This window comes from Acetobacter sp. DsW_063, assembly GCF_002153745.1.
GTDB lineage: Bacteria > Pseudomonadota > Alphaproteobacteria > Acetobacterales > Acetobacteraceae > Acetobacter.
The window spans coordinates 1-26,170 of record NZ_JOPL01000018.1; the positions used below are offsets into that span (position 1 = coordinate 1).

The window sequence follows — 26,170 nt, forward strand, 5'->3', positions numbered from 1 at the left end:
TCGCAGCAAGCTTCATCTTCTATCTTAAAGAATGAGTCCTGAGCCTAGCCGGAGAGCGCACATGCAAGCAACGAAAGGGTGAGGCTCCGTTCCAAATTGCATCTCACCTGTGACCAATCTGCATCAATTTCACCGTTCCCCACAGCTAGGCGCTCCCGGGAGCAGAAGCGCGCGGCGTCAAATCGGATAAGCCCCGCATCGCATATGCCTCCTGCGTCGTCATCGCGGAAACTACACGTGAAGCACCCCATTCAATGTGAAATTTTTATTTCTGATGAAAATAGTTGGGATTTTCATTCCAACGTTCATTATTCTTGCAAAATATTTCAATAATAACAGAAAAATAGTATGATTTTTCGTTTAACGAAATCATGCTGGATATTTGTAAAATCGTCGCAACGATGCCCCTGCCTCGCGTTCAGGTTCTCAATCAACAACACGCAATCGCTGAACCTGTCGCCGCCGTAAAAGCAATCACAGGGCCTCCCGCGAGGCATACCAAATATAAATTCATACACTTACATGTCTGGAAAAAATCAAAACATTGCGAAGCTGCCTGTTTCGTCCGAGGCACTCGCTCTCCGGGCCTTACCAGCCGATGAGCAGACCGAGTTTCTACGCTTCCGCGATGTCGATCCATGATAGCAAATAAACAAACGCCCCGACGCGACATGCGCGCCGAGGGCGTGTCAAAGCGGTCAAAACACCTGTCGTCGTCGCAACGACAGCGGCGGAATTCAGTCTCCGGATTTTTCGGTAATCGTCCAGGTGATGACGACATGGTTCGGGCTGGGATAGTTGGGCGTCATCCCGATGCCAGCTGAAACGCCTTTCGCTTTATAAACGCCCTGAATAGCTTGCTGATCTGCGCTGACGCTTTCATTCGTCACTTCGGAGCCCGGGCGCAGCTTCGTCGCAGCCGCCAGTTCGTCGCTCGAAACTTTCTTGTTCCCCGAGAACGCCACACTGTCGACGACCAGCTTCGCAGGTCCCGCAGCCGCCTGCTCGCCGATCTGCCACTCCACTTCAACGTTCTTGCCGATGAACTTCAGCTTCTGGCCGAAACTGGCGCCAACGTTCTTCGCCTTGTAGACGCCCATGACGTCCTGAAGGCCCGCCGCGATCTGCGTCTGCGTCACTGTGTCGCCAACGTGAAACGGAATCGCTGCATCGATGTCGCTGGTCGCAACCTGGCTGTTGCCCGTGATCTTCAGCGTCTTGAGCGTCAGCGGCGTATCAGCCGACGGCGCAGATGCGGCGAAAGCCGAAGACGCGAAAACCGTCGGGGCGACCATCACTCCAGCGCCCATGACCAGCGTCGCAGCCAGAGCCAGAGATGACGCAGTCCGAGAGGCCAATCCATATGTGGAACGAACTGCCTGCCGGCTGATGCGGGACGAAAATACGGTCATGCCTGATTACTCCTCAAATGGCGTCCAAGCATGATGCACAGCATCGCCACGGCGCCAAGCCGATCCGACCGCCAGGCAGTAGCACTGCTCTAGGGCGGGGGGTCGAGGATATCTTCTTCCTGACCATTCAGAACGACGCCAGCCGAGGCCACGACGACGCAGACGATTCCCAGCGCCTTCTGAAGCGACAACGCTTCCCCGAGCAGCAACAATCCTGCACAGGCGGCAGCCACTGGTTCCAAACTGTACAGTATGCCCAGATCCCGCCCCGACAGAACCTTCATAACCAGACATTCAAGCGTATACGGCAAGGCGGAGGACAACACGGCGACCAGCACGCCCGCCCCCAGCCACAACGGCTGCGACAGCCCGGAAACGACCGTGGCGGCGAACCATGGCGCCATCGCCAGCCCGCCGATAAAAAGCCCCGATGCGGCGGCTATCGTCGCATCGACCCGGCCAGCGAGTCTTTTCCCCGTGATAATGTAGAGAACCCAACACACAGACGACAGCGCGGCCTCGAACACCCCCACCGGGTCAGGAAACTTCCCGCCGCCATGGGGATAAAGCAGCAGCGTCAAACCCGCCACGGTCAACGCGAGCCAGGCAATGTCGAGAACCCGCCGAGAATGCGACAGCGACAACAGGAGCGGCCCGATGAACTCGATCGCCACTGTCACACCCATCGGCAACCTGTCCAGCGCAAGGTAGAAGCAGACATTCATGCCAGCCATCGAAAGCCCATAAGGGGCAGCGAGCCGCCACGAGTCCCGTGTCATTCGGCTGAAAGGCCGCACGATCACAGCCAGAAGAATCGCGGCGAAACCAATCCTCATACTGACGACGCCCACTGCGCCGAATATAGGAAACAGGGATTTCGCCAGCGACGACCCGAATTGCAGCGAGACCACCGACGCCAGCATCTGGGCGACAGCCAAGAAACGGCGCGACGACAGAGGCTGCTTGGTGACGATCATTATGGCTCCCCGGAAAAGCCGATTCTTTGGCGCAACTCACGCCGGGCCTTTCACGTCGCGCCTCCCTACGCGAGGACCACGCTTTTTTCGAGAACGGCGCCGTTGATCTGTCGTCAATGCAGGCATCGAGCGTGAAGCCACACCATACGGGGCCGCGGGCAGTGACGGTTTCTTAAAAATATCCCCCTACCCTCCGCCCCATGACAGGCGACACCGCGAACGCAGCCCATCTCCCTGGCGACCCAACCCTCCACCTCAAGGCCACGGAGTTGCAACTCGCCGGCCAATACGAAGAGGCCGCGTCAACTTACCAACACGCACTCTCTTCAACGCCGAATGACCCGCACATCCTCAGCAACTACGGCGGATTGCTTGCAGCGAAAGGCTCTTTCGATCAGGCGTTCATTTTCCTATCCCGAGCAGTTTCGCTTGCCCCCGATCTGGCCGACGCGTGGTGCAATCTGGGAAACGCGTTGCAGCAGATGCAGCGCTATGACGACGCCATCGCCGCTTATGCCCGCTGCCTGCGCCAAAGCCCTGAACACACCATGGCCCTCAGCAATCTCGGGGTGGCTCTGGATGCAAAGGGAGAGCACGCAGCCGCGCAAAATTTTCACCGGGTGGCCGTGCGTCTTGCGCCGAATAACCCGGAGAACCACACCAACCACGCACTGTCTCTCCTCGCCGCAGGTGATTACCCGGCGGGTCTTCAGGAGTACGAATGGCGCTGGCGCGTCCGCACGACCGAACATCACGGGATACCCGGCCCAACGTGGAACGGCGCGCCTTTTGAGGGACGCACGCTGCTGATCCATACCGAAGGCGGGTTCGGCGATATGCTTCAATTCGCCCGGTTCATTCCGCTCGCCAAAGCTCGTGGCGGACGTGTCATCGTCCGGTTACGTTCGGAACTTGCGGCGCTGATCGAACGGTCGACGACGCCAGATCTTATCGTAATGGAAAGCGATCCCCTGCCCGACTACGACATCCAAATCCCGGTGCTCAGCTTGCCGCTGGCCTTGGGGACCACCCTGGAGACGATTCCGTTCCCCGCTGGCTACCTCATCACAGATTCCGGCAAGGCCGCCCGGTGGCGCGACATACTTCAGGCCGATGACACAAGCCTCGGCTTCTCCTCCCCGCCGCTGCGCATCGGACTGGTGTGGGCCGGAGCGCCTCATCGCGGCGTTCGAGACGCCGCTTTCGTCGACAGCAGGCGCTCAACGACGCTCCACACCCTTGCACCGCTGGTCGCGGCAGTTCCGGACGCGGTATTTTATAGTCTGCAAATCGGCGAAGCCGCCTCTCAGGCGAAATCTCCGCCCCCAGGCATGTCTCTCATCGATCATACGGCGCTCCTGAAGAGCTTTGATGATACTGCGGCCCTGATCTCTCAGCTTGATATGGTCATCGCCGTGGACACCTCGACCGCGCATGTCGCCGCCGCACAAGGCAAACCGACCTGGATGTTGTCCCGTTACGACCAGTGTTGGCGCTGGCTGTCGGGTCGTAACGACTCCCCCTGGTACGCCAGCCTGCGCTTGTATCAGCAGGAAACGCCACTTGACTGGTCGACGCCATTACAAAAAATGACGCTCGATCTGAAAATCATCAGTCGTACACTGCGAGCAGAAATCGTCGCAGCATAAAGAAACTACCACTCTCGCTCTTCTAAATAGCAGCGACGTCAATTTGACGGATCGCCATGAAGGCGCAGCCCCAAACCGCGCCTTCCTCTCGTCAGATATCCAATACCTCAACAGAGCGGGCGTGTTCCTGAATGAATGCGAACCGCAGTTCCGGCTTACGTCCCATAAGACTCTCCACCCGCTCACGCGTCACAGCGCGGTCTTCTGGCAGAGCGACCACCCGCAACAAGGTTCTACGCGCCGGATCCATTGTCGTTTCCTTCAGATCTCCCGGCGGCATTTCACCAAGCCCCTTAAAGCGCGACACCTCAACCTTCGCGTTGGCCTTGAATGCGCTCTTGATCTTGCGTTCCCGATCGGCGTCATCCATCGCGTAAACTGTTTTGGCGCCTTGCGTGAGACGATAAAGCGGCGGCTGCGCAAGATAGAGGCGTCCTGCACGGATCAATTCCGGCAGTTCGCGGTAGAAGAAGGTCATTAACAATGAAGCGATATGCGCTCCATCGACATCGGCGTCCGTCATAATGATCACGCGACCATAGCGGAGTTTGTCGAGATCGAAACGATCTCCTACGCCGCAACCCAACGCTTCGATCAGGTCTTTCAACTCCTGATTTGCTCTCAACTTTTCTGTCGAAGCGCTGGCGACGTTCAAAATTTTGCCGCGTAGAGGCAGAACCGCCTGGGTTTCGCGATTGCGCGCCTGCTTGGCCGACCCACCAGCGGAATCGCCTTCGACGAGGAAGATCTCAGTCTCCTCCGCCCGTTCGCGCGTACAGTCGGTGAGCTTGCCCGGTAGCCGCAATCTACGCGTAGCGCTTTTGCGCGGTGTGTCTTTCTGCTCACGACGACGCAGCCGGTCCTCCGCCCTCTCAACCACGAAAGCTAGAAGCGCGTCCGCTTGCGACGGGTTTGCCGACAGCCAGTGATCGAAACGGTCGCGCAGCGCAGTTTCGGTCAGCTTCGACGCCTCTGCGCTCGTCAGCTTCTCCTTGGTCTGCCCCTGAAATTGCGGGTCCCGTAGAAACAGGGACAACTGAATGGCGACCGCGCCAAGTATGTCCTCGGCGGTGACGATGCTCGCCCGTTTGGCCGAACGCTGCTCACCCCAGGCGCGGAAACCTTTGAGCAGAGCCGCCCGGCACCCCGTCTCATGCGTGCCGCCCTGCGGCGTAGGAATGGTGTTGCAGAACGAGACGAAGCGCGCCTCACCCGATTCAAGAAAGGCTATGGCCCACTCAACCCTGCCGTTGGAGACGCCGTTCGTCTCTGGCAGGTCGGCGTCTCCCGCCCAGATCGGCGCAAGCAACGGCGCCTGCGGGCCAAGCTCGTCGCTAAGGCTGTCCGCGAGACCGCCCGGAAAATGGAGCACTGCCTCTGACGGAGTAGCGTCTCCCGCCTTGATCAGCGCCGGATCGCAGGACCAGCGGATCGTGACGCCCCGAAACAGGAACGCCTTGGAGCGGCACAGCCTGTAGAGGCGGGCAGCCTGAAACGCATGTGTTCCGAAAATCTCGGGATCAGGTTGAAACCGTATCTGCGTCCCGCGCCGGTTCGGTGCCGCGCCGACTTTTTCCACGGGCCCCAGAGGAATTCCGCGTGAGTAGTTCTGCCGCCAGAGTTCCCGATCCTTTGCGACCTCGACTTCTAAGGACGTCGTCAAGGCGTTGACCACAGACGACCCGACACCGTGCAGACCGCCCGAGGTGGCGTACGCCTTGCCCGAAAACTTTCCGCCCGCGTGCAGGGTGGTGAGGATGACCTCGAGCGCCGAGCGATCAGGAAATTTTGGATGAGGATCGACCGGAATGCCGCGTCCGTTGTCACGGACAGTCAGCCAGTTATCTTTCTCCAGCCGCACATCGATGGTCGTGGCGTGCCCGGCGACTGCTTCATCCATCGAGTTATCGAGGATCTCGGAAGCCAGATGATGAAGCGCCGTCTCGTCCGTGCCGCCGATATACATGCCGGGCCGGCGACGAACCGGCTCCAACCCCTCAAGAACCTCGATGGCGCTGGCGTCATACTGCTGGGAAGGCGTGTCAGCCTTGCCGGTAGACGGCGCACGTTCCGGGCGGGTCGGCTTTTGCGGGGGAGAACCTGCGGACGAGAAGAGATCGCTCATGCCCGGTCTCTCTCCCGCAACGCAAAATTCGTCAAGAATGGATCACGTCGAAGGCAATGGATAAATGCCGCAACATGATGACGGGCGGGGCAACTGCGCTGGTCAAAAGCCGTCAGGCACCTTCTGCCGGGAGCTCTCCTCCCGACAGAAGTCATGTCAAATGTCAGGCTTTCCGCGTACTGCGCGCACGACGGCGGCTGTTCGACGTAGCCCGCTCGACAGCCGGAGCCTCGCAGGTTTCGAACGTCGCAGGCTGCACGATATCCTTGGCTTCGGCGTAGTTGGAGAGATCGTGCTCGTCGCTCAACGCCGCGACTTCATCGAACATCGCCATACGCTGGCTACAGAAAATGGTGCCCGCCTGCAGGCCACGCTCGGACTGCACGTTGGCGAGTTGCGTGATGTAGTCGTCATGCTCGCGCTGAGCCGACTTGCCGTAAGTCGCACGGAAATAGGTGTTCAGCCGATCTTCCTCGGAGAGAAGCTTGGTCCGAAACTTCGCCACAAACGAATTGTAACGTTCCTGCGCATTGCATGACAGCGCCGTCACCATCAATTCGCTCTTCAACCCCTGAACGTCGAAGGCCTCATGCGCGGAAGTGCGACCGCAACTGGCTGCCGAAGCCGCCGACCCACAAGCGATCCCCGCAGTGAACAAGGCCGCCACTGCAAGGCGCGGTAAAGCAACAAACATATGTTTCTCCAAAGAGTCGCGATCGCCCGAAGCCACGGTTGCAAAGAGGACGTCGCACGAAACTCAAACCAGCGTGTGAACCAAACCGGGTATATATCCGTTTTGCAAGACAAATCATGTTTCACACGGCGCCAACACGGGAACCTTCCTTCCTCCGATCATCGTGCAGCTTCTGTATGTCCCCAATGAGGCGAAAGCCCCGATCGACGCATCTTTCAACCGGCAGCACGATGCTCTACAGCGTGTGTCCCATCGACCACGCGACGACTCGTGGGTCGAATCATCACTGCCGTCCTTAAACAGAATGCGGAGCGTGCGCGTGCGACTGCGAGTTTTTGCCCTTCCTGCGCTGACCGTCGGCCTTCTGGCCGGATGTAATCAGGGCCAGTTGCAGGGTCCGTCCCTCTCCACGCCCGACCCTTTCGGCAACATGAAGCGGTCCGCCGTGTGCCAGGTGGCTTCACCGCAGGCTGGTCCGAACGGCGACCAGACGACCACGATGACCGTCCGCAGCGATGACGGCATGTGCGGCCTGACGGTCAGCCAGCCTGGCGGCGGCTCGTACGCCTCGTTCGGCGTCCTCCCGTCCCCCGAGCACGGCAAGGCGTTCCTCTACAACCATGATGGCCTTACGCACATCACGTACACGCCGACGCTCGGCTATGCGGGCAAGGATACGTTCGACGTCATCCTGATCCCGACCGCCGACCAGTCCGGCGCGCAGAAGCGTCAAAAACTTACGATTACAGCGACGGCGGACGCGACAGGCGTCGTAATCCCCACTCCCGCCGTCACAGCGCCGACGCCGAGCAAGGGCAAGGCCGCCGCCAGCAAGCGCCGGACGACCAAAAAGCACAGCTGACACCGTCAGGCGGAACCTTCTGGTTCCGCCTGAAAGCCAGACTATCTTCCGCGCGGGGCGCTCAGGCCCTCGCGTTTTACTTCAAATCGAGAAACTGATAGGCTCGGCCACCGGACGCCGCAAGCCGCTGGCCTCAGCACGCCGCACGAGGTCGTCCAGACTGACCTCGCGCAAGGCGCTTACCGTTCTTTCGTCGTGATCCTTCCACACCGGATCGACGACCTTCGCAAACAACGGTCCTTCCGGCCCGTCTTCCTGCTCAGCATCCGCGTTAACGACGGTCGAGACGATATCCGCCACGGAAATATCCCGCCGGGGACGTCCAAGCCTGTACCCGCCGCGTGGCCCGCGCACACTCTCCAGCAGAGCGGATCGGGACAACGCCTGCAGCAGCGGCTCGATGCCACGCCTCGCCAGCCCCGCCCGTTCGGCGATGTCCGCGGCGCTGACCGTGCCGCTCCGGCTGGCGTAGAACGCTACATCGAGCATGATGAGCACTGCAGTGATCGCTCGATCACGTCGCAACAGCATGGCTTCTCCTTTTCGCGGCGCAGTCCAAGCCGGACAACCTCGAATCGAGGCGCCTGCGGCAGCGGCGGTCGCATATAGATAATTAAAAATGTAGATAGAAGATTATGTCGGATTATCCACGGTGTCGAGTAGTGCTATGCTGCTCCACATCGTGAACCAACTTTGGGTGGAGGCGCCATTATTTCAGCCTCCAGCGCCCGCCGCCAAACGACCGTGGGCTTTTCGAAAGGATTTTAGATGGCCAAAACCAACGCCTCACGCTCCGGCGATTTCGGCCTGGCGGCCCCACGGGGTCGAATTTTCGATTCCATCGTCGACGTGGTTGGAGGAACCCCGCTCGTTGGCCTCCCGCGCATGACCCAGGAAGACGGATTGCGCGCGCGCATCCTGTTGAAACTCGAATTTTTCAATCCTCTGGGCTCGGTTAAGGACCGCATTGGCGCCGCGATGGTGATCGCCGCCGAGCAGGAAGGCCGCATTCGTCCCGGTCGAACCGTTCTGGTGGAGCCGACGTCAGGCAACACCGGAATTTCTCTCGGCTTTGTCGCGGCGTCGCGGGGCTACCGCCTGATCGTGACGATGCCGGAAGGTGCGTCTCTGGAGCGTCGCAAAATGCTGCGCCTGATGGATGCGCAGGTCGAACTGACCCCATCGCGCCTCGGCATGGCGGGCGCCATCGCCAGAGCCCGCGAGATTCTCGACGAGACGCCCGACGCATGGATGCCCGGACAATTCGACAACCCGGCGAATCCACTCGTGCACCAGGAAACGACGGCGCGAGAGATCTGGGAGGATACGGCTGGAGCCGTGGACGTCGTGGTCGCGGGCGTCGGCACGGGAGGCACGGCGTCTGGCGTCGCCCACGCCCTTAAGCAGCTCAAGAAAGACGTGAAAGTGTTTGGCGTCGAACCTGTCGAAAGTGCTGTTCTTAACGGCGATGAGCCCGGCCCACACGGCATTCAGGGCATTGGCCCCGGCTTCTGCCCCAAAACGCTCGATCTGCCCGCTCTGGACGGCGTGCTGACTGTGTCAGAAAGGGAGGCCATCTCGGCTGCCCGCCGCTGCGCCAGAATCGACGGCGTGCCAATTGGAATATCGTCCGGGGCGGCCTTGCACGCAGCGACGCAACTTGCCCGTGAGGCTGAGTACGAGGGCAAAACCATCGTCGCGATCGCACCCTCCTTCGCGGAGCGCTATCTGTCGACGTCCCTGTTCAACGGCCTTTGAAACAGTCGCCACGGCCCCACAAAGGGGGCCGTGGCTGTTCAGGCGTCAGCGAAGAATAATTTCGACGCGACGGTTCTGCGGCTCGCGCGTGTCAGCCGCCGTCTGAACCAATGGATGCGACTGCCCATACCCGTGGACGTCGATCACCGATCCTGCCACGCCATCGCGCACCAGTTCCGCCTTGACGGCGTCCGCACGGCGCATTGACAGCGCCATGTTGTATTTCTCACCGCGCGCACCCGGATGAGCGGCGGAGTTGTCCGTGTAACCCGACACTTCAATCCGCGTCACCGTCGTATGCACCGACGCCTGCGCGGCCACCGCCACAATTGAGCGGGCCCGAGCAGTAAGCTCGGATCGATCCCAATCGAAGAACACAAGATAGGTCCTTGCCGCCGCCGGCGTCGGCGCAGGCATGACCTCGGGCGCTGGCGGCGGAGGCGGCGGCGCAGGATTGAACTCGTAACGCAGGCCCAGCATCAGAGAGTGATTAAAGTCGGTGACGGTGTCGCGATGCCCAGAGGCAAAGCTGTACTCCTTGGAGACGTCACGCCCACCGACTGTTCCCCACGCCGTCGCGCCATGTGATTGCGGCCCGAGCATGGTCCAGAATCTGTACTCGGCCGTAGCGGACAGACCGACCACCCAGGGTATCGGCATCGAAAGACCGAAGATGCCCTGATAGGTGAATGCGCCGTAAGTGCCGCCAATATGCTGCGCGAACGTGTTGCCAGGCGCCGTGACCGACGTATTCATCGCCGTCCAACCGTAGCCGACACCCGCGCCGAAATAGGGGAACAGCCAACTCTTGCCGATGTCCAGATCGAACAGCGCGTTCGCCATCGCTCCATAGGTCTGACGCCGTCCGTCGGCGCGGCCCTGCACGCCGCCGGACACGAAGCGATCGTAACCCATGTTGCGGTAATTGCCTTCGATCTCGACACGGAAACCGTTGCCCAGACCGTAGCCGATCGACCCGATCCCCACCGCGCCGGTTTTCCAACGGTCGCGACCGTCCGGGAACATGGAGCTCGATCGGACGCGCTGATCCTGATTGAAGGTCGCACCGCCTTCGCCCGCCACATACAGGCCCTGCACGGGCTGAGCCAACGCCGCGGAGGGCAGAGCGGCGGCGGCGAGCGGCGCAGACAGGATCGATCCTGCGAGAAACCCATAACGCAGTCTCATCTGGTTCTCCTCATCCCACCGGCTCGAACGCCGGCCCCGCCGCGCCCGACAGGGCCTCGCGACTGTATCTGTTCATCGTTTCGCATTCTATTTGCCGAAAGTGACGGATCGCGCAACTCACCGACTCTGCGCCAGCCCGTCCCCCTTGTCACGAAATCGCCTCCCAGCCGTCGCCCGTCACTCATCGAACACTGCGGCAGCGCAGCGCCCCGCAACCGAAATCAACGCGATCAAACTCGATTGGTCGCAACGCTCGACTGCTCGCGCCTCACAATACATGAGCTTCAAACGGCGGGGTCAAATCATCGCTCTCGAACTCAAGAACCCACAAATCCGGGTCCCGAGCCACCTGCCGCGCGACATAAGCGTCAGCGTCCGCCGCGGATACAGGCTCCGCACCGGTGCCGCGCATCCACGCCCGCTCTCCATCCTGAGTGCGAGTCTGCGTCAACACGACCGAACCGCCGCTCCGATCAACCAGCACCGCCAGCACGCCGCCCGCATCCTCGTCCCCGCGCCGCAGCCGCATGGCGGAACGACCACCCTGTGCGCCGGCTCGCAGCGCGGCGCTGACCCACACACCTGTCTTTAGTCGCGCTTCCGTCACGCCCCTACTCCTTCGGCGCCGCAGTCTGCGTCCCTTCCGGGACCATCTCCAAAGCCGCACGATACGCCGTCCGATCGCCCAGAAGCGCCCGAGCCTGATCGAGGTCGTTATCTCCGCCAAGCGCAGCCGGACAGGCCTTACGGATGTCGAGCAATTGCGAAACGCTGTCGGGCAAACGGACCTCACGCGACCGCACGACGCTTCGGGAATCAAGCGCCCGTCCTGCACGCAGAGCGTCCATCTGTCGCTGCGCGTCAGCTGCGCCACGGCTGGTGCATATCTGCGGCATCACGCCTAACCCCTGCAGCGGCCAACCCAGCGGGGCGATGACGCGGCTCCATGTCACGAACAACTCTCCGCCATCAGGCAATTGCGCCACTGTCTGCACGAGCCCCTTGCCGAGAGTTGCGCTGCCGATGACAACTGCCCGTCGATGGTCCGACAACGCGGCCGCAAGAATTTCTGCCGCGCTCGCCGTGCGTCCGTCGACGAGAATTGCAATCGGCGCGCCGTTCGTCATATCGCCGCCCTGAACCGCCCAGATATGATTCGATTGCGGATCCCGCCCCTGCGTCACGACGGCGACGCCTAGGTCCATCAACAGCGCCGCCGCTGTGACCGCCTGCTGCAGCACGCCTCCACGATTGCCGCGCAAATCGATGACCAGACCGCGCATTCTTCCGTCCTGCGCTGCCTGATCGAGATACTGGCTCATCTCCTCCGCCGTATCTGAGGAGAAGGAGGTGATTCGCAGCACCACAAGCGGATCGCTGGCGAACGCAAACACAGTCTCCGGAGGTACTTGCGCACGCCGCAGCGACACGTTGCGTGCGGCTCCACCCAACGGCGGAGCCAGTCGCAGCGTCACGACAGAGTTCGGCGCGCCACGCAGGGACTGCTCGATCTCCGTCGGAGCCCGACCCGCAACGCTCCGCCCGTCCACGCTGATCAGACGTTCGCCAATATCGACGCCCGCAGGCCATGCTGGCCCATTCGCGTTGACCGCCGTGACGATGATTTCGCGCTCGTGGCGCACCCGCCTCCTGCCGCCCGACGAGACCGTAGTGTCTTCACCCAGCGAGACCCCAATCTCACCGTCACCGCCGCTGCGCTCTTCCCGATCGGTCTTCGCAGGCGCGGGACCGACATAACGTGAATAGGGATCGAGATGATTGAACAGCTCGTCGAAGAAACTCTGGACCACCCCGTCGGCATGCGCGGCGCGTATCGTGCCTGACTGGGTCCACGCGTTCGCCAGCAGCGCCGTGTCCAGTTCCGCCCAACCGCGCAGGTCGCCTTCGGCTGGTTCGTCGCGGCTGAGCGTCGCCGTCTGCCCAGAAAGCAAAGTCACGGCGTGACCGCGTTCCTCTACATGCAGCCCCGGATCCAGCGCGCTGATTCCGCCCAATCCCCAGAGACTGAACTCCTTCGCCGTATGCGGGGCCAGCGTGCGCGAGGAAAGGAACTCCATGGCGGTCAGCAGGACTGAACGTGTCATCGGCACGTCAAGATCGGCTTGAGTGGTCGGCGTCGGGTCCGGCGCGGCGGCGGCGAGCCACACGAGCATCAGCGGCGCCAAGGCGGAGGCAGCGCCTCCACGTGTGCTCGACGCCTGCATGACCGAAACCCGTCGGAATAACGATGGAGAAATCGAGCCTTGCCGAGGCGACCCCAATTCAGGAGCGACCTGCCCGGCTGCAATGCCTTCGCAGACACTCGATTTACAGCTCATCCATTTGTGCGACACGAACGACACGATCATGAATTGACGGCCACAAGAGAGAACCGGCATCGCGCAGCGACCGGGTCGACGCTGCTTAAACGCACGCGCACAGCCGTTCCCTTTGCAAGACGCAAAGGGCGGGATGGGCCCGAAACTGTGTCTTCCCCTCCTGGCGCGCGAGAGCGCGAGGCGACGCGATTGATCGAATCCGGCATATCGTGATCGTGCAACGCTGTTTCGTCGATCAACAGACCGATTGCGCCAGTGTCCGTCAACGTGACCAGATATCCTGACGGGGTCTCGCCGGACACATGACCGTCGAGCGAGGCGCCCAACAAACCTGCCAGATGGAAGACGATCAGCCTCTCCTCCGCGTCACGCGCCGCGCCTGCGCTTCTCGCTTCGCTTAAACGAAGATGACTCGCGAGCACCGTTCTCGATTCCAACGTGTCTTTCCCGCAACGGTTCGCCCTGCCGTCGAGCGCGCGATGACAAAGCAGGTCCGCATAGCGGCGGATCGGACTGGTGACATGCGCGTACTCGTCCAGCGCCAGAGCGGCATGGGGGGCCGGCGACGCACTGTATCGCGCGGCGGCGAATCGCTGCGCCTCTATCCCCGCGTCAGCATCCGGAATCGGCGGATTGACGCGAAACAGGCCCGGCGCGGCGCAACGACGCATGATCCGCGCCGCCGCATGATTCGCGACCGTCATGAAGGATTCGATCAATCGATGGCTGTCCAGACGCGACGCGACGCGAACCGAAATGCGCCCGGATAGTGGATCGAACGTCACCTTGCGTTCCTGTCGTTCCACAACGCTGACCCCGCGCGCGACCGCGGCGGAGCGTACCGCGTCATGTGTGGCAAATAACGCGCCCAACAACGCCGTGACGTCACTTCCGGGCGCGGCCCCTGCCATCGCTCCGTCGTGCATTTCCTGCGCCTGTTCGTAAGTCAGCCGAGCGCGACTGCGCATGACCCCCCTTGCGATCCGCGCCTCGCCAGCGTGCCCGTGAATGTCGATCGGAATCTCGAACACCACGCAGAGACGGTCCGCGTCTGGACGTAGCGAGCACAAATCGTCGGAGAGGCGCGGCGGCAACATCGGAACCACCAGTCCCGGCAGATAAACAGAATGTCCCCTCTCACGCGCTTCCCGATCAAGCGCACCATCGGGTCGAACGTAATGCGCGACGTCGGCGATAGCGATCCGCAAGAGGAAACCGTCACCATCGCGCGCGGCCCAGACGGCGTCGTCGAAATCACGTGAATCAGCGCCGTCGATCGTCATGAAGGGCGTATCTCGATAATCTACGCGCCCATCGGCCAGTGCGGCGGCAGCATCGACGTCGCCAAACGCCTCCGCCTCGGTCATGGCCTCGTCAGAGAACCCGGCGGGCAGCCCGTGTTCATGCAGGCTCATCGCCGTCAGAACCGCCGGATCGTTGGCATAGCCAAAAGTAGCGAGAAGACGTGCGCGACCACCCCGTCCGGAAGCGCCGGAGACCGGCTCCGCCACTGCGACGACAGCATCCCCGACGTCCCCGGACGAACCTGCTTCAACGCTCCAGAGCCCCGCCCTTCCCGCGTCGAGGGTTAGTCGCTCCTCCCCGGACGAAGCGCTCAGGCGCCCGACGAGACGGCGGACGTCGCAAGTGCGGAGCGTGCGCCCTTCGAATCGACCGGTGCCTAGTTTGCGAAGACGCGCCAACACCTTGGCGCCCGGCGTAAGCGGCGGTCGCCCGGGCTGCTCCGGCGCCATGAAAATGACGGGTTCACGCTGGGCTCCCGCACGCCCCTCGCCCCTCGCTCGTTCAGGATCGAGAAACCGTGCGATGGGACGGTCGTTGCGATCAAATCCCGTCACGACGACATACGCCGTGTCGGGCAAATCCCTCACGCCGCGTATGCGTTCCGCCAGATCCAAACTGGCGAACGCGCCTTCCAACGCCATGTCATGCAGCAAAGTGCGGAGCGCAGCCTTGTGGCCCGGCCCCAACCCTAATGCGCGCAACAAATCGCCCGGACCGAGTGCGCCTGCGGTCCGAGACAGAACCTGCAACACGGCCTCACGCCCCGGTTTCGGGGAAGAGACCGCGGCGGAGCGCTGCGGCTGACCGCTCAGTCTGCCTTCGCAGTTTCGGAAGAAGAAGCCTTCGGCGTCGCCTTGCGCTTGGTGGGAGCTTTCGCCTTCGCGGCCGGCTTCTTTGTCGCAGGCGCAGCCTTGGCAGCTGTCTTACGCGGAGCCTTCGCTTCAGCATCGTCGGACGTCTTCGCAGACGCCTTGGGCTTCGCCTTGGCCCCCTTCTTCGCGCCAGCCTTGCCCTTCGGCTTCAGGGGCTTGCCCTTTTCGACCAGCAATTCGACGGCACCCTCAAGCGTGGTGTCGTCCATGCTCTCGCCGCGCGGCAGATTCGCCACCACCTGGCCATGCTGGACATACGGCCCAAACCTGCCCTTCCGGACGATGACCGGCTCACCGTCCTTCGGATGAGCGCCAAGCGTACGAACCGACGCCAACTTCTTGGCGAGAACGTCCACGGCCCGATTGAGCCCGACGCTCAGCACATCGTCGTCTTTGTCGAGCGATCCGTAGATCGCACCCATCTTCACGTAGGGTCCGAAGCGACCAAGACCGGCTTCAATCGACTCGCCGAACTCCGGGTGGACGCCGATGATACGCGGGAGCCCCAGCAGACCGACCGCCTGCTCCAGCGTGATGGAATCGCCATCGAGTCCTCGTGGCAGCGACGCCCGCTTCGGCTTCGCCTTCTTGTCGGCAGGGTCAGGCTCGCCCTGCTGCACGTAAAGACCCCACGGGCCACGCTTGACCGTGATATCTTCGCTCGTGACAGGATGCTGGCCCAGAAGCCGCATGCCGTCCTTGAGGCTGTCTCCGCCCTCGCCCTCGCCGCCATCGACGGCCAGACGACGCGTGTATTGGCATTCAGGATAATTCGAGCAGCCAATGAACGCGCCGTAACGCCCCAATTTGAGCCCCAGCCGTCCCGACCCGCAGGCGACGCAGCGGCGCGCATCCGCGCCGTCCGGCTGCGGCGGGAAGAAATGCGAACCAAGATCACGGTCGAGCGCGTCGATCACGTCCGTGATCGTCAACTCCTTCGTCTGCGCGACCGCAGCCGAGAATGCATCCCAGAAGGCGCTCATCACGGCGCGCCAATCCGCGCGTCCGCCAGAGATATCGTCGAGTTGCTCTTCCAGCCCCGCCGTGAACTGTGTGTCCACGTAGCGTTCGAAGAACGACACAAGGAACGCCGTGACCAGGCGTCCTCGGTCCTCCGGCACGAAACGTCGGTTCTCCAACCGCACGTAGTTGCGATCACGCAGCACGGTGAGGATCGACGCGTAGGTGGAAGGACGGCCGATGCCGATCTCCTCCATCTTCTTGACCAGCGACGCTTCGGAATAACGCGGTGGAGGTTGCGTAAAATGCTGCTCGGCCGTCACGTCGCTGCGCTTGAGCGGGTCGCGCTCGGCCATCGGCGGCAACATGCGGCTTTCGTCGTCAGCCGCCTTGTCCGTCTCGTCCCGACCTTCGGAATACAGCTTCAGGAAGCCGTCGAACGCGACGATTGAGCCGGTGGCGCGCAGAGTGGCGCGTCCCGCGCCGTCGGCGATGTCCACCGCCACCTGATCGAGTTCAGCCGACTGCATCTGGCTGGCGACCGCGCGCTTCCAGATAAGCTCGTACAACCGGCGCTGGTCGTCGTTCAGATACCGCGCCATCGACGCCGGCGTGCGGCCGACATCCGTTGGACGCACGGCCTCGTGCGCTTCTTGCGCGTTCTTGGCCTTCGTCGTGTAGACGCGCGGCTGCGGCGGCACGTAATTCGCGCCGAAGTCCGATCCGATGTGACGGCGGATGTCGGCGATGGCGTCATTCGCCATCGTGACACCGTCAGTTCGCATATATGTGATCAGACCGACGGTCTCGCCGCCGATGTCCATGCCTTCGTAAAGCTGCTGCGCCGTGCGCATCGTTCCCTGCGCGCCCATGCCAAGCTTGCGGGAGGCTTCTTGCTGCAAGGTCGACGTGGTGAACGGCGGCGGCGGATTGCGCCGGACTTTCTTGCGCTCGACCGAGCGGACAGAGAAACTCCCGGCTGCGACCGCGTCACGCGCGGCATACGCCTGCTCTTCCGTCGCAAGGTCAAACTGCTCCAGCTTCTTGCCGTCGAGGTGCGTCAGGCGCGCGGTGAACGGAGCGCCTGCGGGCGTCATGAACGTCGCGCCGACAGTCCAGTATTCACGGGCCTTGAAGACCTCGATCTCGGCTTCGCGCTCGCAGATCAGGCGCAGCGACACCGACTGGACGCGACCCGCGCTCTTCGATCCCGGCAGCTTGCGCCACAACACGGGAGAGAGCGTGAAGCCCACGAGGTAATCGAGCGCGCGACGGGCCAGATAGGCTTCGATCAGCGGTAGGTCGAGATCGCGCGGATGCGCCATCGCCTCCTTGATCGCGCCCTTCGTGATCTCGTTGAATGTCACGCGGCGAACATGCACGCCCTCAAGCGCCTTGCGCTCGGCCAGCATCGCCTGCACATGCCAGGAAATCGCCTCGCCTTCGCGATCCGGGTCAGTCGCCAGATACAGTGTGTCGGCGCCCTTCAGGGCCTTCACGATCGCCGCGACCTGCTTCTGACCGCGCTCATCGGCCTGCCAGTCCATGGCGAACCCCTCATCGGGGCGAACCGAGCCGTCCTTCGGGGGCAGATCGCGGACATGGCCGAACGACGCGAGAACCGTGTAGCCATCCCCGAGGTACTTGTTGATCGTCTTAGCCTTGGCGGGCGATTCAACCACGACGACGTCAGTCATTGTCACTCCGGGCCAGCGTGCGAGCGGGTCTGTGCATCAGTCCGCGGCAGGCGGCGTCAAAAGAATAACGCTCCCTCCGGGAAGGATTTCAGCCCGCCCGGCGAGTTCGAGTTCGGCCAATGCGGAAAGCACAACCGAGACGGAGAACTGGCAGCGCCCAACCAGATCGTCAACCGGGACGGGAGCGTACGACAGCAGCGACAGCACCCTCTCCCGCGCCTTGTCAAGATCGGCGCTCCCGATGACGCTCCTGTCGTCGCCTGGCGCTCCCCATGCGGATGGCCGCTCCGCAAATCCGCCAAACTGCGTGCCGACCGCGTTGGGCGCGTTCCGGAGGCAAGGCAGGATATCGTCGATCCCCTCCGCCAGCCGCGCGCCGTTGCGGAGCAGGTTATTGCTGCCCCTGCATCGCGGATCGAGAGGCGAACCGGGAACGGCGAAAACCTGTCGGCTATACGCATCGGCCAGTTTTGCGGTGATCAGGCTACCAGAGTGAAATGCCGCCTCGACAACCACCGTCCCGAGACTGAGCCCGGCGATGAGTCTGTTGCGACGCGGAAAATGCCTCGCCTGCGGCGTCGTCCCCAACGGGGCTTCCGTCACCACCGCGCCGCCCTCGGCGATCCGGCGCTGTAGCGCCGCATGTTCCTGCGGGTAGACGATATCCAGACCACCCGCGATCGCAGCCACCGTGCCACCCCATTCAGGGAAGGGACGCCCCGCCAGAGCGCCCGCATGAGCGGCGCCATCGATCCCTCGGGCAAGCCCCGAGACGACCGTCACACCCGCCTGAGAAAGTTCGGTCGCAAGACTCTCAGCAAAGCGCATGCCTGCCGCAGAAGCGTTGCGCGCGCCCACGATGCCGACGCCGCCTGACGCGAGACACGCCGATGACCCCAGCACGGACAGGATCGGCGGGGTGTCAGGCAATTCGGCGAGGAGCAGCGGATAGTCCGGGTCGAACAGCGTCACCATCCGCCCGCCGAGCTTCATCACACCTTCTATTTCGCGCTCGACCACATCCAGATCCGGAATCGCCAACGGCGCGCGTCGCCCTCCCCGTTTCGCCCGTTCCGGCAGAGCCGCCAACGCGTTCGTTGCGGAGCCGCATTCGTCCATAAGCCGCCGCCATGTGACCGGACCGACGTTTTCGGTTCGAAACAGTCGTAAAAGCGCGGGGAGATCGGAGTTCATCGGGCAGTCATTCAAAGAGGGCGGCGACCGAGACGAAGCATGCGCCCAAAGCGTTGTCCAGATCGCAAAGAACCGAATTCAATCCCATGGCACGGCCTGCACGTATTTTTACCCCGTGCGACATATATCGACGGAACGCCGCTCGGCTTGAAACACATCCCCCCTGATTTAGGGAGAGCGCCCCCGTTTCAAACGCTTTAACCTCCCCCCATCACTCCAGTCATTCAAAGTCCCTGGAATTCCACCAAATCGCTCACCTGCTCCTTGTCCGTCATTTTTCAACGTGCGTCAGTCAACGCGCCTCGATCAGCGCAGGGCTGGATCCTGGCCTCGACTGCCTTGCGTCATGTCGCCATCCGCTCATAGCGGCGGCAGTCGCCGTTTCCATCCATCTACACTGCAATCTGCCTACCCAGAGAAACCCGGCGCTTCAAAGACGGAGTAAACGTATCCGCAGAATTAGGTTCAGCAGCGCTCTAGTGAAGTTGGCGACAGTCATCCCGATGCCAATGCTTTCTCAAGATTAATCTCGAAAACGCAGCCTTGGGAATTGGCGCGGTCGTTTTCGGTGACAGCGAGCAGCCGCCGATATGCGGCGACGCCGACGGCAAATTGCATCGATGACGCCATCAAGAAACATCAAATTCAGGTCTTCAAATACTGAAAAGCTCTCTTAAAATCCTCCACTGTATCGGCAGCAAAGACGTCGTCCCGCTTTTTCAGGGCGCGATCACGCTTTGCTAAAAGCGCACCGGCTATCATAACCTGGCCTCCGTGCCGTCCAGTTTCAAAAGTCCCTCGCCTGCGCTCAAGCGCAGTGTCGTCGCCAGTCATAGCAAAAACTGGCGCAGCCCCAAGAGCCATCACTAATTGTGGCCGGATAAAAGCAAGTTCCATGTCGAGCCACCATGTGCAGTGTTCAATCTCAGCCATACTTGGGGCCGAAGGAATTCTAAGCCCGCCTTCGGGCCTAAACTTGAAGTGCTTGACTGCAGCGGTGACGTAAGTCTCCGACAAATCGAAGCCCGCGCCCGTGACCAGTTCACGCAACCGGGCGCCGAAGTCGCCATCCAGAGGACTGCCCGTCAAATCTTCCCTATCTCCAGGCTGTGCCCCGACAATCATCAAAGCTGCGTTCTCTGGCCCGGCTCCCCAGACAGTCTGAGTAGCTGACTCACACAAGGAGCATCTGCGGCACTGTCGGGAAGAACGTTTTGCATCAGATAAATTTTCCGGATTTTCCTCTGTTTTTTCTATAGAGTTTCTATAGCGCGTTGATATTATCGCTGCGCCGGGGCGGGACGTGCTTGCGCCAGCCACATGCATGCGACCGACGCGGTCTTCGGCCCCAGCAAGCATAGAAGGAATCAATCGGGTTTCAGGAAGATTTTTCCAATATTTTTTCGGCATCTCCGAACGCATCGCATTTGTTTTTATACGAGCCGGATTAAAAATATTTGCAAAATAAGTCGCCCACAGCTCTTCTGAAGCGTCCACCGGCAACGAGGGCTTGCTTCCACCCGGATGGTAAGTGATCACCCCACCTTCGAATCGGGCGGTCAGTCGCGGCGTTGCGATCATCCAGTCCATGTCGGCAAATCGCTTCATAAAGAAACGGCTGCCCGGCTCAAGGATATAATGCTCCGGCTCAAACCATGCGGCAAAACGACGACGAGCAGTGGACGGCAGTTCGTGAAACCGCACGAAAGCATGCATCTTATGGATGTCGCGCCCCACCGATTTCGCCAAAAGCTGCAGCCTGCGCCCAAGAACGTCCGACTGGGACAAAGGGTCGCCGTCTCGAACGCACAGCCGCCAAAGCGCCCTGTAAAGTAAAGAAAATCGTTCCGGATCGGAATTCCAGATAACCGATTCGGCAAGTTTTAAAAAATTTCCAGTTACGTTTACGTTATGCGGCCCCGCAAACCCAGGAATCTCCTGCGGCGTGAAAAGCCCAGGTCGCCCAGACCAATCGACGTCGTCCGGCGGCACGCGATGACTCATCAACACTCGGGCGGCGCTGCGCCACGCGTCGAAGGCTCCTCTCTCAGGCAAAAATGGAGCGTAAATCAAATAAGTTTCAACTGTTCTGGTTTAGATAAGAAAATATTCGGAAGAGTCGCACTATCGATCAGCCCGGTCGCTCGCCACCCCGGAAGCGCTACAAAGGCACGCGCCTTCTTCATGGAGGCGCCTATACGGACGAGATCTTCATATCTAAGCGAACGATTTCGGCGCGCCGCAATCACGCGGTCCACCGTGCGAACGCCAAAGCCCGGGACACGCAACAACATCTCCCGCGATGCGCGATTGACGTCCAGCGGAAAGAGACCGCGATTCTGCAACGCCCACGCAAGCTTTGGATCTACCGCCAAGTCCAGGCGCCCGTCGCGGGCGCCGGCGGCGATTTCGTCTGCTGTGAAGCCATAAAACCTGAGCAACCAGTCAGCCTGATACAGGCGGTGCTCACGCATCAAAGGCGGCTTGATTAGAGGCAGTGCAGCGGATGAGTCGGGTATGGGGCTGAATGCCGAATAATAAACCCTGCGTAAGCGATATCCGGTGTAGAGCCTCGATGCACTGCTCAAAATGGCCACGTCATCCGTATCGTCAGCGCCGATAATCATTTGCGTACTTTGTCCTGCAGGAGCGAATTTCCGTGCAGATCGCCCGGTATGGGTTTTTTCCTTAGACGCCTCACCCTCCAGGCGCACCTGGGCCATCGCAGCTCTTATCGTCTCTGGCCGCTTTTCAGGCGCCAATCGGCGGACGCTACTATCTTGCGGCAGTTCGACATTGATCGACAATCTATCTGCATAAAGTCCAGCTTCACGGATAAGGTCGGGCGAGGCATCCGGGATTGTCTTGAGGTGAATATAACCTTTAAACGCGTGAGTATCGCGAAGAGAGCGCGCAATACGCACCATATCGCCCATAGTCTGGTCAGGAGAGCGAATAATTCCCGACGAGAGAAACAATCCTTCAATATAATTTCGCCGATAGAACTCCAGCGTAAGATTAACGACCTCCTCCACAGAGAAACGCGCACGCTCGACATTGCTGCTGACCCGGTTTATGCAGTAAGAACAATCGAAAATACAAAAATTTGTCATCAGTATTTTCAGCAAAGAAATGCAGCGACCATCGGGAGTGTAGGCGTGACAAATGCCGCTACCACCCGACGACCCCAGACCACCCTTGCGTGAATCCCGCCTCTCGCCTCCGCTGGAAGCGCATGACGCATCGTATTTCGCTGCATCCGACAGGATAGCCAGCTTATCGCGCAGAGATTTACCTACCATGCGTGGACACTATATGTTCACTATATGTTCGTCAACGTTCCTCTCGCTGCGGACAGGTATCCATCCGCCGAAGCCCGTTTTGAGCCGCTGTCCCTATCCGTCTGAAAGCGGAAACAAACTGTCCACCAAAGCAGAAAAGCACATATAGCTTCGGACGCCCCGAAAAACGCCAAAGGCGCCACCAACAGCACAAGCATCTGTCGCCACACAGAAAATGACGGAGCATGGATGAACGCCATTGGCCAGCAGAACAGAACTTCCACGTTCGCTTGCGACGCCAAAGCAGCTATCGTAGATAATGGCTGGAGAAGAACAATCCGAGACAAAGACCAATTACCGCAATTACAAAGCCATTGAGCGTCACAGAACCTTCTCGGGCAACGTGACGATTGGCGTTGTCGCCACCATGTCTATCGAAATAGCCTCAGCCGTGCTCAGGCGTGTATCAAGCATGGGCGTGCGAATTGATCAGGAAAATATACCGCTGCTCAACTTTGTTTTGACGCCCGTCCGGCCCCACAGGCTTCATTACATATGATCGTATTATCTGCAGCGCCAAAACAACGATCACACATACAATAGCCAGCCAAAGTTTTTCCCGACGAAAACTTCATGAATTCTATTTTCTACAAAACACAACAACGTCGTGAGAAATAAGGAAACTCGTCAGTTCTCCGCCAATGCCTGCCTGCTGGCCCGAACACGCGTGACGCGCCGTCCCTCCATTTCCAGCACCTCGAACAGCCACCCCGAAAACACCACCTTGTCGCCTACCGCGGGAACGCGGCGCAGCAGGGCGAGAATCAGACCGCCCAACGTGTGATAATCTCCCTCCCCCGGCAACTCGCCGAGATCGAGACGATCTTTCACCTCATCCGCAGGTTCCGACCCTTCCAGCACCAGCATATCGCCTGCTTTGGCCTCAAGGCGCGTATGCTGCCCATGGTCGCTAACCTCGCCAACGATGGCGTCAAACAGGTCTGACGCGGTCACAATGCCCTCGAACGACCCGTATTCATCCACAACCAGCGCGATACCGAGCGGGATCGAACGCATCCGCTCCAACATATCGAGTGCCGAGATCGTGTCCGGCACAACGACCGGTTTGCGTAGCCCCGCCTCGATGGAGACCGGCATGCCGTCGAGAAGCCGGTCGAGCATGTCACTCGCCAGAATGACCCCGACCGGGTTGTCGACGCCCCCCTCGCAGACGACCAGGCGCGAGTATGTCGTCTTGCGCAGTTCGGTTATCAACGCCGCGCGCCCGGCGTGACGCTCGATCCAACTGATCTCGTTGCGCGGCGTCATGATTGCGCGCACCGGTCGATCGGCCAGTCGCAGCAGACGTTCGATCATCGTCCGCTCTTCGTGCTCCAGCACCCCCGACTGCGCGCCTTCGGCGAGAACCGCCTTTAGTTCTTCTTCGGTCAGGGCCTGCTTGCTGGCTGGCGGCACCCGCATCAGACGCAACACAAGATTGGAGGAGAGCCGCAGCAGCAGGACGATCGGCCGCGCGACAGTCGCGAGTATTTCCAGCGGTAGGGACAGCGTCGCCGCGATCTGCTCCGGACGCCTTAGCGCCAGCTGCTTGGGCACCAGCTCGCCAAGAACCAGCATCAGCCCCGTGATCGCCACCACCACGACAACCATCGAGATATCGGAGGCGAATGGCGCGATCGAAGGAAAACTGGCGAGCCAGGGCGTCAGCGACGCCTCAATCTTCACGCCGCCGAACGTGCCTTCGAGAATCGACACCAGCGTCATGCCGATCTGCACTGTCGGAAGAAAGCTTTGCGGATCGTCGGCCAGCCGCAACGCCCGATCGGCTCCACGCACTCCGTTCCGCTCCATCAAGACGAGCTTTGGTCGCTTGACGGAAATAAGCGCCAATTCCCCCATGGCGAACACCGCGTTGAGCAGTACGAGCAGGAGAATCACAAGGATCGAGACAGTCATGAAGTCCGTTCTGAGGCCTGTAGCCATAGAGAGGCCGCAAATCGGCGCGGCGGGTTCGGGAAATAAAAAAGGGTGGAACCGGCCGGTTCCACCCTTTTTCTATAACACATGGTCGAAATGACCCAAGGCTCAGTCGGCGGCGTCCACAGGAACAGCTTCCTGCTCGGCCTGCGCGCTGGCGCCGGAAACCGTCGTCACACGCGGCGGCTTCGCCGGCTTCTTGCGGGCGGCGATGTCTTTCATCTTCTCTTCGACATGCTCGGCGTAGACGTATTGAGCCGGACGCTGATTTGCGAGAGAGATTTCCGGCGCCATCGGCTTCTCGGTTTCCGGCCCGAAGAGCGCGACCTTCGCGATGTGCCAAGGGCGACGCACGGCGTCCATGACGGCCGTAGACTCATAACCCGAATGAACCATGCAGTCGGCGCACTTTTCATAGTTGCCGGTGCCGTAGTCGTCCCACTTCGTGTCGCTCATCAACTCGTCGAAGGTCTTCGCGTAGCCTTCGCCAAGCAGATAGCACGGACGCTGCCAGCCGAAGACCGTGCGCAGCGGCTTGCCCCACGGCGTGCAATGGTATGTCTCGTTGCCCGCCAGGAAGTTGAGGAACAGCGGCGACTGCGTGAAGCGCCACTTCTTCCCTTTACCCAGACGGAAGATGTCGCGGAACAGCTGCTTGGTCTTCTGGCGGTTCAGGAAGTGCTCCTGATCCGGCGCCCGCTCATAGGCATAGCCCGGCGCGGTCATGATGCCATCCACGCCCATCGCCATGACTTCGTCAAAGAATGCGGCGACGCGCTTCGGATCGGCGCCATCAAACAGCGTACAGTTGATGGATACGCGGAACCCGCGGGCCTTCGCCTTGCGAATCGCCGCGACGGCGCGGTCATAAACGCCGTCCTGACAGACGGACGAATCGTGCATCGCCTGATCGCCGTCTAGATGCACGTCCCATGAAAAGAACGGATCAGGCTTGTAATCGTCGAGTTTCTTTTCCAGCAGCAGCGCGTTTGTGCAGAGATAAACGTATTTCTTGCGCGCCAGCAGGCCACGCACGATTTCGGGCATCTCTTTGTGAAGGAGCGGTTCACCGCCGGCGATCGCGATGACGGGCGCACCGCATTCGGCGTCCGCGTCGAGACATTCCTGCACGCTCAACCGCTGATTCAGAATCGCGGCCGGGTAGTCAATCTTGCCGCAGCCCGCACAGGCCAGATTACAACGGAACAACGGCTCCAGCATAAGCACGAGAGGATACCGCTTCCTGCCCGAGATGTGCTGTTTGACAACGTATCCGCCGACCCGGACGGCCTGCATTATGGGTACCGCCATTACGCTCTAGCTCCTAAGTGCGGAAAACCGCCGACTACCTGACACATGCCGGGACAATATGGCTATGCCGGAGAAAAATAATAGAAAAGCCCGTGTGGTTCAGACTTGCGGGCGACACATGGCGCGCCTGCGAATATCAGGGGGCGCTGTTGCGCGTTATCCCGACGCTATAGGATAGTCCCGTTCTTCCTCTCAAGTCCTGATCGACATTTTGTTGCAAGGACAACACACTTGACGGTCGTTTAACAATTCACGCTTGCCAGACGCCGTTAACACTAACAACAGAAGGAACGGTACGAAAGCCGCCCTTTTCGCTCCCGGCGGCGCGCGACCGACGTTTCTCCCAACGGAAGCGCGGATCGCCTTAGGGACGCGAAGTTTTATCCGGGTATCCGTGCGTCATGTGCGGCCGGAGAAGCAACGACGGATGATATCCCCATGACAGATGGCGCCAAAGCCACAAGGACTCCGGAAAAAACGGAGCGCACGCGTATCCAGCCCCCCACACGGGGTCGTTTTCCGTTGCTGGACCGGGTTGATGTTCCTGT

Annotated in this window: 19 protein-coding genes; 3 read left to right on the forward strand and 16 right to left on the reverse strand. The window is 60.8% G+C overall.

The window, feature by feature from the left end; genetic code table 11:
* Positions 1-737: 737 nt before the first annotated feature.
* Positions 738-1,412 carry a POTRA domain-containing protein gene (locus HK28_RS04295; protein ID WP_086643388.1) on the reverse strand — a complete coding sequence of 225 codons (675 nt, stop codon included), beginning with the start codon at positions 1,410-1,412 and terminating at the stop codon, positions 738-740.
* An 89-nt stretch (positions 1,413-1,501) separates the two neighbouring features.
* Entirely contained in the window at positions 1,502-2,389 is an 888-nt protein-coding gene (locus HK28_RS04300) for a DMT family transporter (protein WP_086643389.1), read from the reverse strand.
* A 200-nt stretch (positions 2,390-2,589) separates the two neighbouring features.
* Here HK28_RS04300 and HK28_RS04305 point away from each other — a divergent pair, with 200 nt between their 5' ends.
* Entirely contained in the window at positions 2,590-4,038 is a 1,449-nt protein-coding gene (locus HK28_RS04305) for a tetratricopeptide repeat protein (RefSeq protein ID WP_086643390.1), read from the forward strand.
* A gap of 91 nt (positions 4,039-4,129) precedes the next feature.
* Here HK28_RS04305 and parE read toward each other — a convergent pair whose 3' ends face one another.
* A complete protein-coding gene (parE, locus tag HK28_RS04310; RefSeq protein WP_086643391.1) occupies positions 4,130-6,163 on the reverse strand; it encodes a DNA topoisomerase IV subunit B in 2,034 nt (677 codons plus the stop codon).
* A 163-nt stretch (positions 6,164-6,326) separates the two neighbouring features.
* Positions 6,327-6,857, reverse strand: a complete 531-nt coding sequence (locus HK28_RS04315; RefSeq protein ID WP_086643392.1) for a hypothetical protein — start codon at positions 6,855-6,857, stop codon at positions 6,327-6,329.
* Between the two features lie 319 nt (positions 6,858-7,176).
* Here HK28_RS04315 and HK28_RS04320 point away from each other — a divergent pair, with 319 nt between their 5' ends.
* Positions 7,177-7,719, forward strand: coding sequence for a hypothetical protein (locus tag HK28_RS04320; protein WP_086643393.1), 543 nt, complete (start codon positions 7,177-7,179; stop codon positions 7,717-7,719).
* An 81-nt stretch (positions 7,720-7,800) separates the two neighbouring features.
* On the opposite strand, the gene HK28_RS04325 is transcribed toward HK28_RS04320, so the two are convergent.
* Positions 7,801-8,250 carry an Rrf2 family transcriptional regulator gene (locus tag HK28_RS04325; RefSeq protein ID WP_086643394.1) on the reverse strand — a complete coding sequence of 150 codons (450 nt, stop codon included), beginning with the start codon at positions 8,248-8,250 and terminating at the stop codon, positions 7,801-7,803.
* A gap of 237 nt (positions 8,251-8,487) precedes the next feature.
* Here HK28_RS04325 and cysK point away from each other — a divergent pair, with 237 nt between their 5' ends.
* Complete coding sequence (gene cysK / locus HK28_RS04330; protein WP_086643395.1) at positions 8,488-9,477, forward strand: cysteine synthase A; 990 nt, start codon at positions 8,488-8,490, stop codon at positions 9,475-9,477.
* A 45-nt stretch (positions 9,478-9,522) separates the two neighbouring features.
* Here cysK and HK28_RS04335 read toward each other — a convergent pair whose 3' ends face one another.
* From HK28_RS04335 to hpnH, 11 genes are all read right to left on the reverse strand, one after another.
* A complete protein-coding gene (locus tag HK28_RS04335) occupies positions 9,523-10,665 on the reverse strand; it encodes an OmpA family protein (protein WP_086643396.1) in 1,143 nt (380 codons plus the stop codon).
* Positions 10,666-10,933: 268 nt separating this feature from the next.
* Positions 10,934-11,272 (reverse strand): DUF1491 family protein, encoded by a 339-nt coding sequence (locus HK28_RS04340; RefSeq protein WP_086643397.1) that lies wholly within the window; start codon positions 11,270-11,272, stop codon positions 10,934-10,936.
* 4 nt (positions 11,273-11,276) lie between these two features.
* On the reverse strand, positions 11,277-13,034 hold the full coding sequence (locus HK28_RS04345) for a S41 family peptidase (protein WP_233140349.1): 1,758 nt from the start codon (positions 13,032-13,034) through the stop codon (positions 11,277-11,279).
* The gene (locus tag HK28_RS04350; protein WP_086643398.1) at positions 13,031-15,061 is read right to left on the reverse strand and encodes an RNB domain-containing ribonuclease; all 2,031 of its coding nucleotides are present in this window, start codon (positions 15,059-15,061) and stop codon (positions 13,031-13,033) included. The genes HK28_RS04345 and HK28_RS04350 overlap by 4 nt, the downstream gene beginning before the upstream one ends.
* Positions 15,062-15,117: 56 nt before the next feature.
* The gene (gene topA, locus HK28_RS04355) at positions 15,118-17,838 is read right to left on the reverse strand and encodes a type I DNA topoisomerase (protein WP_086643399.1); all 2,721 of its coding nucleotides are present in this window, start codon (positions 17,836-17,838) and stop codon (positions 15,118-15,120) included.
* Positions 17,839-17,874: 36 nt separating this feature from the next.
* Positions 17,875-19,032, reverse strand: coding sequence for a DNA-processing protein DprA (dprA, locus tag HK28_RS04360; protein WP_086643406.1), 1,158 nt, complete (start codon positions 19,030-19,032; stop codon positions 17,875-17,877).
* A 495-nt stretch (positions 19,033-19,527) separates the two neighbouring features.
* Positions 19,528-19,650, reverse strand: coding sequence for a hypothetical protein (locus tag HK28_RS14410; protein WP_255376453.1), 123 nt, complete (start codon positions 19,648-19,650; stop codon positions 19,528-19,530).
* A 27-nt stretch (positions 19,651-19,677) separates the two neighbouring features.
* Positions 19,678-21,105 (reverse strand): UdgX family uracil-DNA binding protein, encoded by a 1,428-nt coding sequence (locus HK28_RS04365; RefSeq protein ID WP_086643400.1) that lies wholly within the window; start codon positions 21,103-21,105, stop codon positions 19,678-19,680.
* Positions 21,102-22,334, reverse strand: coding sequence for a putative DNA modification/repair radical SAM protein (locus HK28_RS04370; protein WP_086643401.1), 1,233 nt, complete (start codon positions 22,332-22,334; stop codon positions 21,102-21,104). The genes HK28_RS04365 and HK28_RS04370 overlap by 4 nt, the downstream gene beginning before the upstream one ends.
* A 666-nt stretch (positions 22,335-23,000) precedes the next feature.
* Positions 23,001-24,290: a hemolysin family protein gene (locus tag HK28_RS04380; protein WP_086643403.1), complete on the reverse strand. Its 1,290-nt coding sequence runs from the start codon at positions 24,288-24,290 to the stop codon at positions 23,001-23,003.
* 129 nt (positions 24,291-24,419) lie between these two features.
* On the reverse strand, positions 24,420-25,622 hold the full coding sequence (gene hpnH / locus HK28_RS04385; protein ID WP_086643404.1) for an adenosyl-hopene transferase HpnH: 1,203 nt from the start codon (positions 25,620-25,622) through the stop codon (positions 24,420-24,422).
* Between the last annotated feature and the right edge of the window lie 548 nt (positions 25,623-26,170).

What these genes read in the sequence shown, in the direction of transcription:
- HK28_RS04295 (WP_086643388.1), bottom strand. Translation starts at nt 1,412, where the DNA reads ATGACCGTATTTTCGTCCCGCATCAGCCGGCAGGCAGTTCGTTCCACA.
- HK28_RS04300 (WP_086643389.1), bottom strand. Translation starts at nt 2,389, where the DNA reads ATGATCGTCACCAAGCAGCCTCTGTCGTCGCGCCGTTTCTTGGCTGTC.
- HK28_RS04305 (WP_086643390.1), top strand. Translation starts at nt 2,590, where the DNA reads ATGACAGGCGACACCGCGAACGCAGCCCATCTCCCTGGCGACCCAACC.
- parE (WP_086643391.1), bottom strand. Translation starts at nt 6,163, where the DNA reads ATGAGCGATCTCTTCTCGTCCGCAGGTTCTCCCCCGCAAAAGCCGACC.
- HK28_RS04315 (WP_086643392.1), bottom strand. Translation starts at nt 6,857, where the DNA reads ATGTTTGTTGCTTTACCGCGCCTTGCAGTGGCGGCCTTGTTCACTGCG.
- HK28_RS04325 (WP_086643394.1), bottom strand. Translation starts at nt 8,250, where the DNA reads ATGCTGTTGCGACGTGATCGAGCGATCACTGCAGTGCTCATCATGCTC.
- cysK (WP_086643395.1), top strand. Translation starts at nt 8,488, where the DNA reads ATGGCCAAAACCAACGCCTCACGCTCCGGCGATTTCGGCCTGGCGGCC.
- HK28_RS04335 (WP_086643396.1), bottom strand. Translation starts at nt 10,665, where the DNA reads ATGAGACTGCGTTATGGGTTTCTCGCAGGATCGATCCTGTCTGCGCCG.
- HK28_RS04345 (WP_233140349.1), bottom strand. Translation starts at nt 13,034, where the DNA reads ATGATCGTGTCGTTCGTGTCGCACAAATGGATGAGCTGTAAATCGAGT.
- topA (WP_086643399.1), bottom strand. Translation starts at nt 17,838, where the DNA reads ATGACTGACGTCGTCGTGGTTGAATCGCCCGCCAAGGCTAAGACGATC.
- dprA (WP_086643406.1), bottom strand. Translation starts at nt 19,032, where the DNA reads ATGAACTCCGATCTCCCCGCGCTTTTACGACTGTTTCGAACCGAAAAC.
- HK28_RS14410 (WP_255376453.1), bottom strand. Translation starts at nt 19,650, where the DNA reads ATGCAATTTGCCGTCGGCGTCGCCGCATATCGGCGGCTGCTCGCTGTC.
- HK28_RS04370 (WP_086643401.1), bottom strand. Translation starts at nt 22,334, where the DNA reads ATGGTAGGTAAATCTCTGCGCGATAAGCTGGCTATCCTGTCGGATGCA.
- HK28_RS04380 (WP_086643403.1), bottom strand. Translation starts at nt 24,290, where the DNA reads ATGACTGTCTCGATCCTTGTGATTCTCCTGCTCGTACTGCTCAACGCG.
- hpnH (WP_086643404.1), bottom strand. Translation starts at nt 25,622, where the DNA reads ATGGCGGTACCCATAATGCAGGCCGTCCGGGTCGGCGGATACGTTGTC.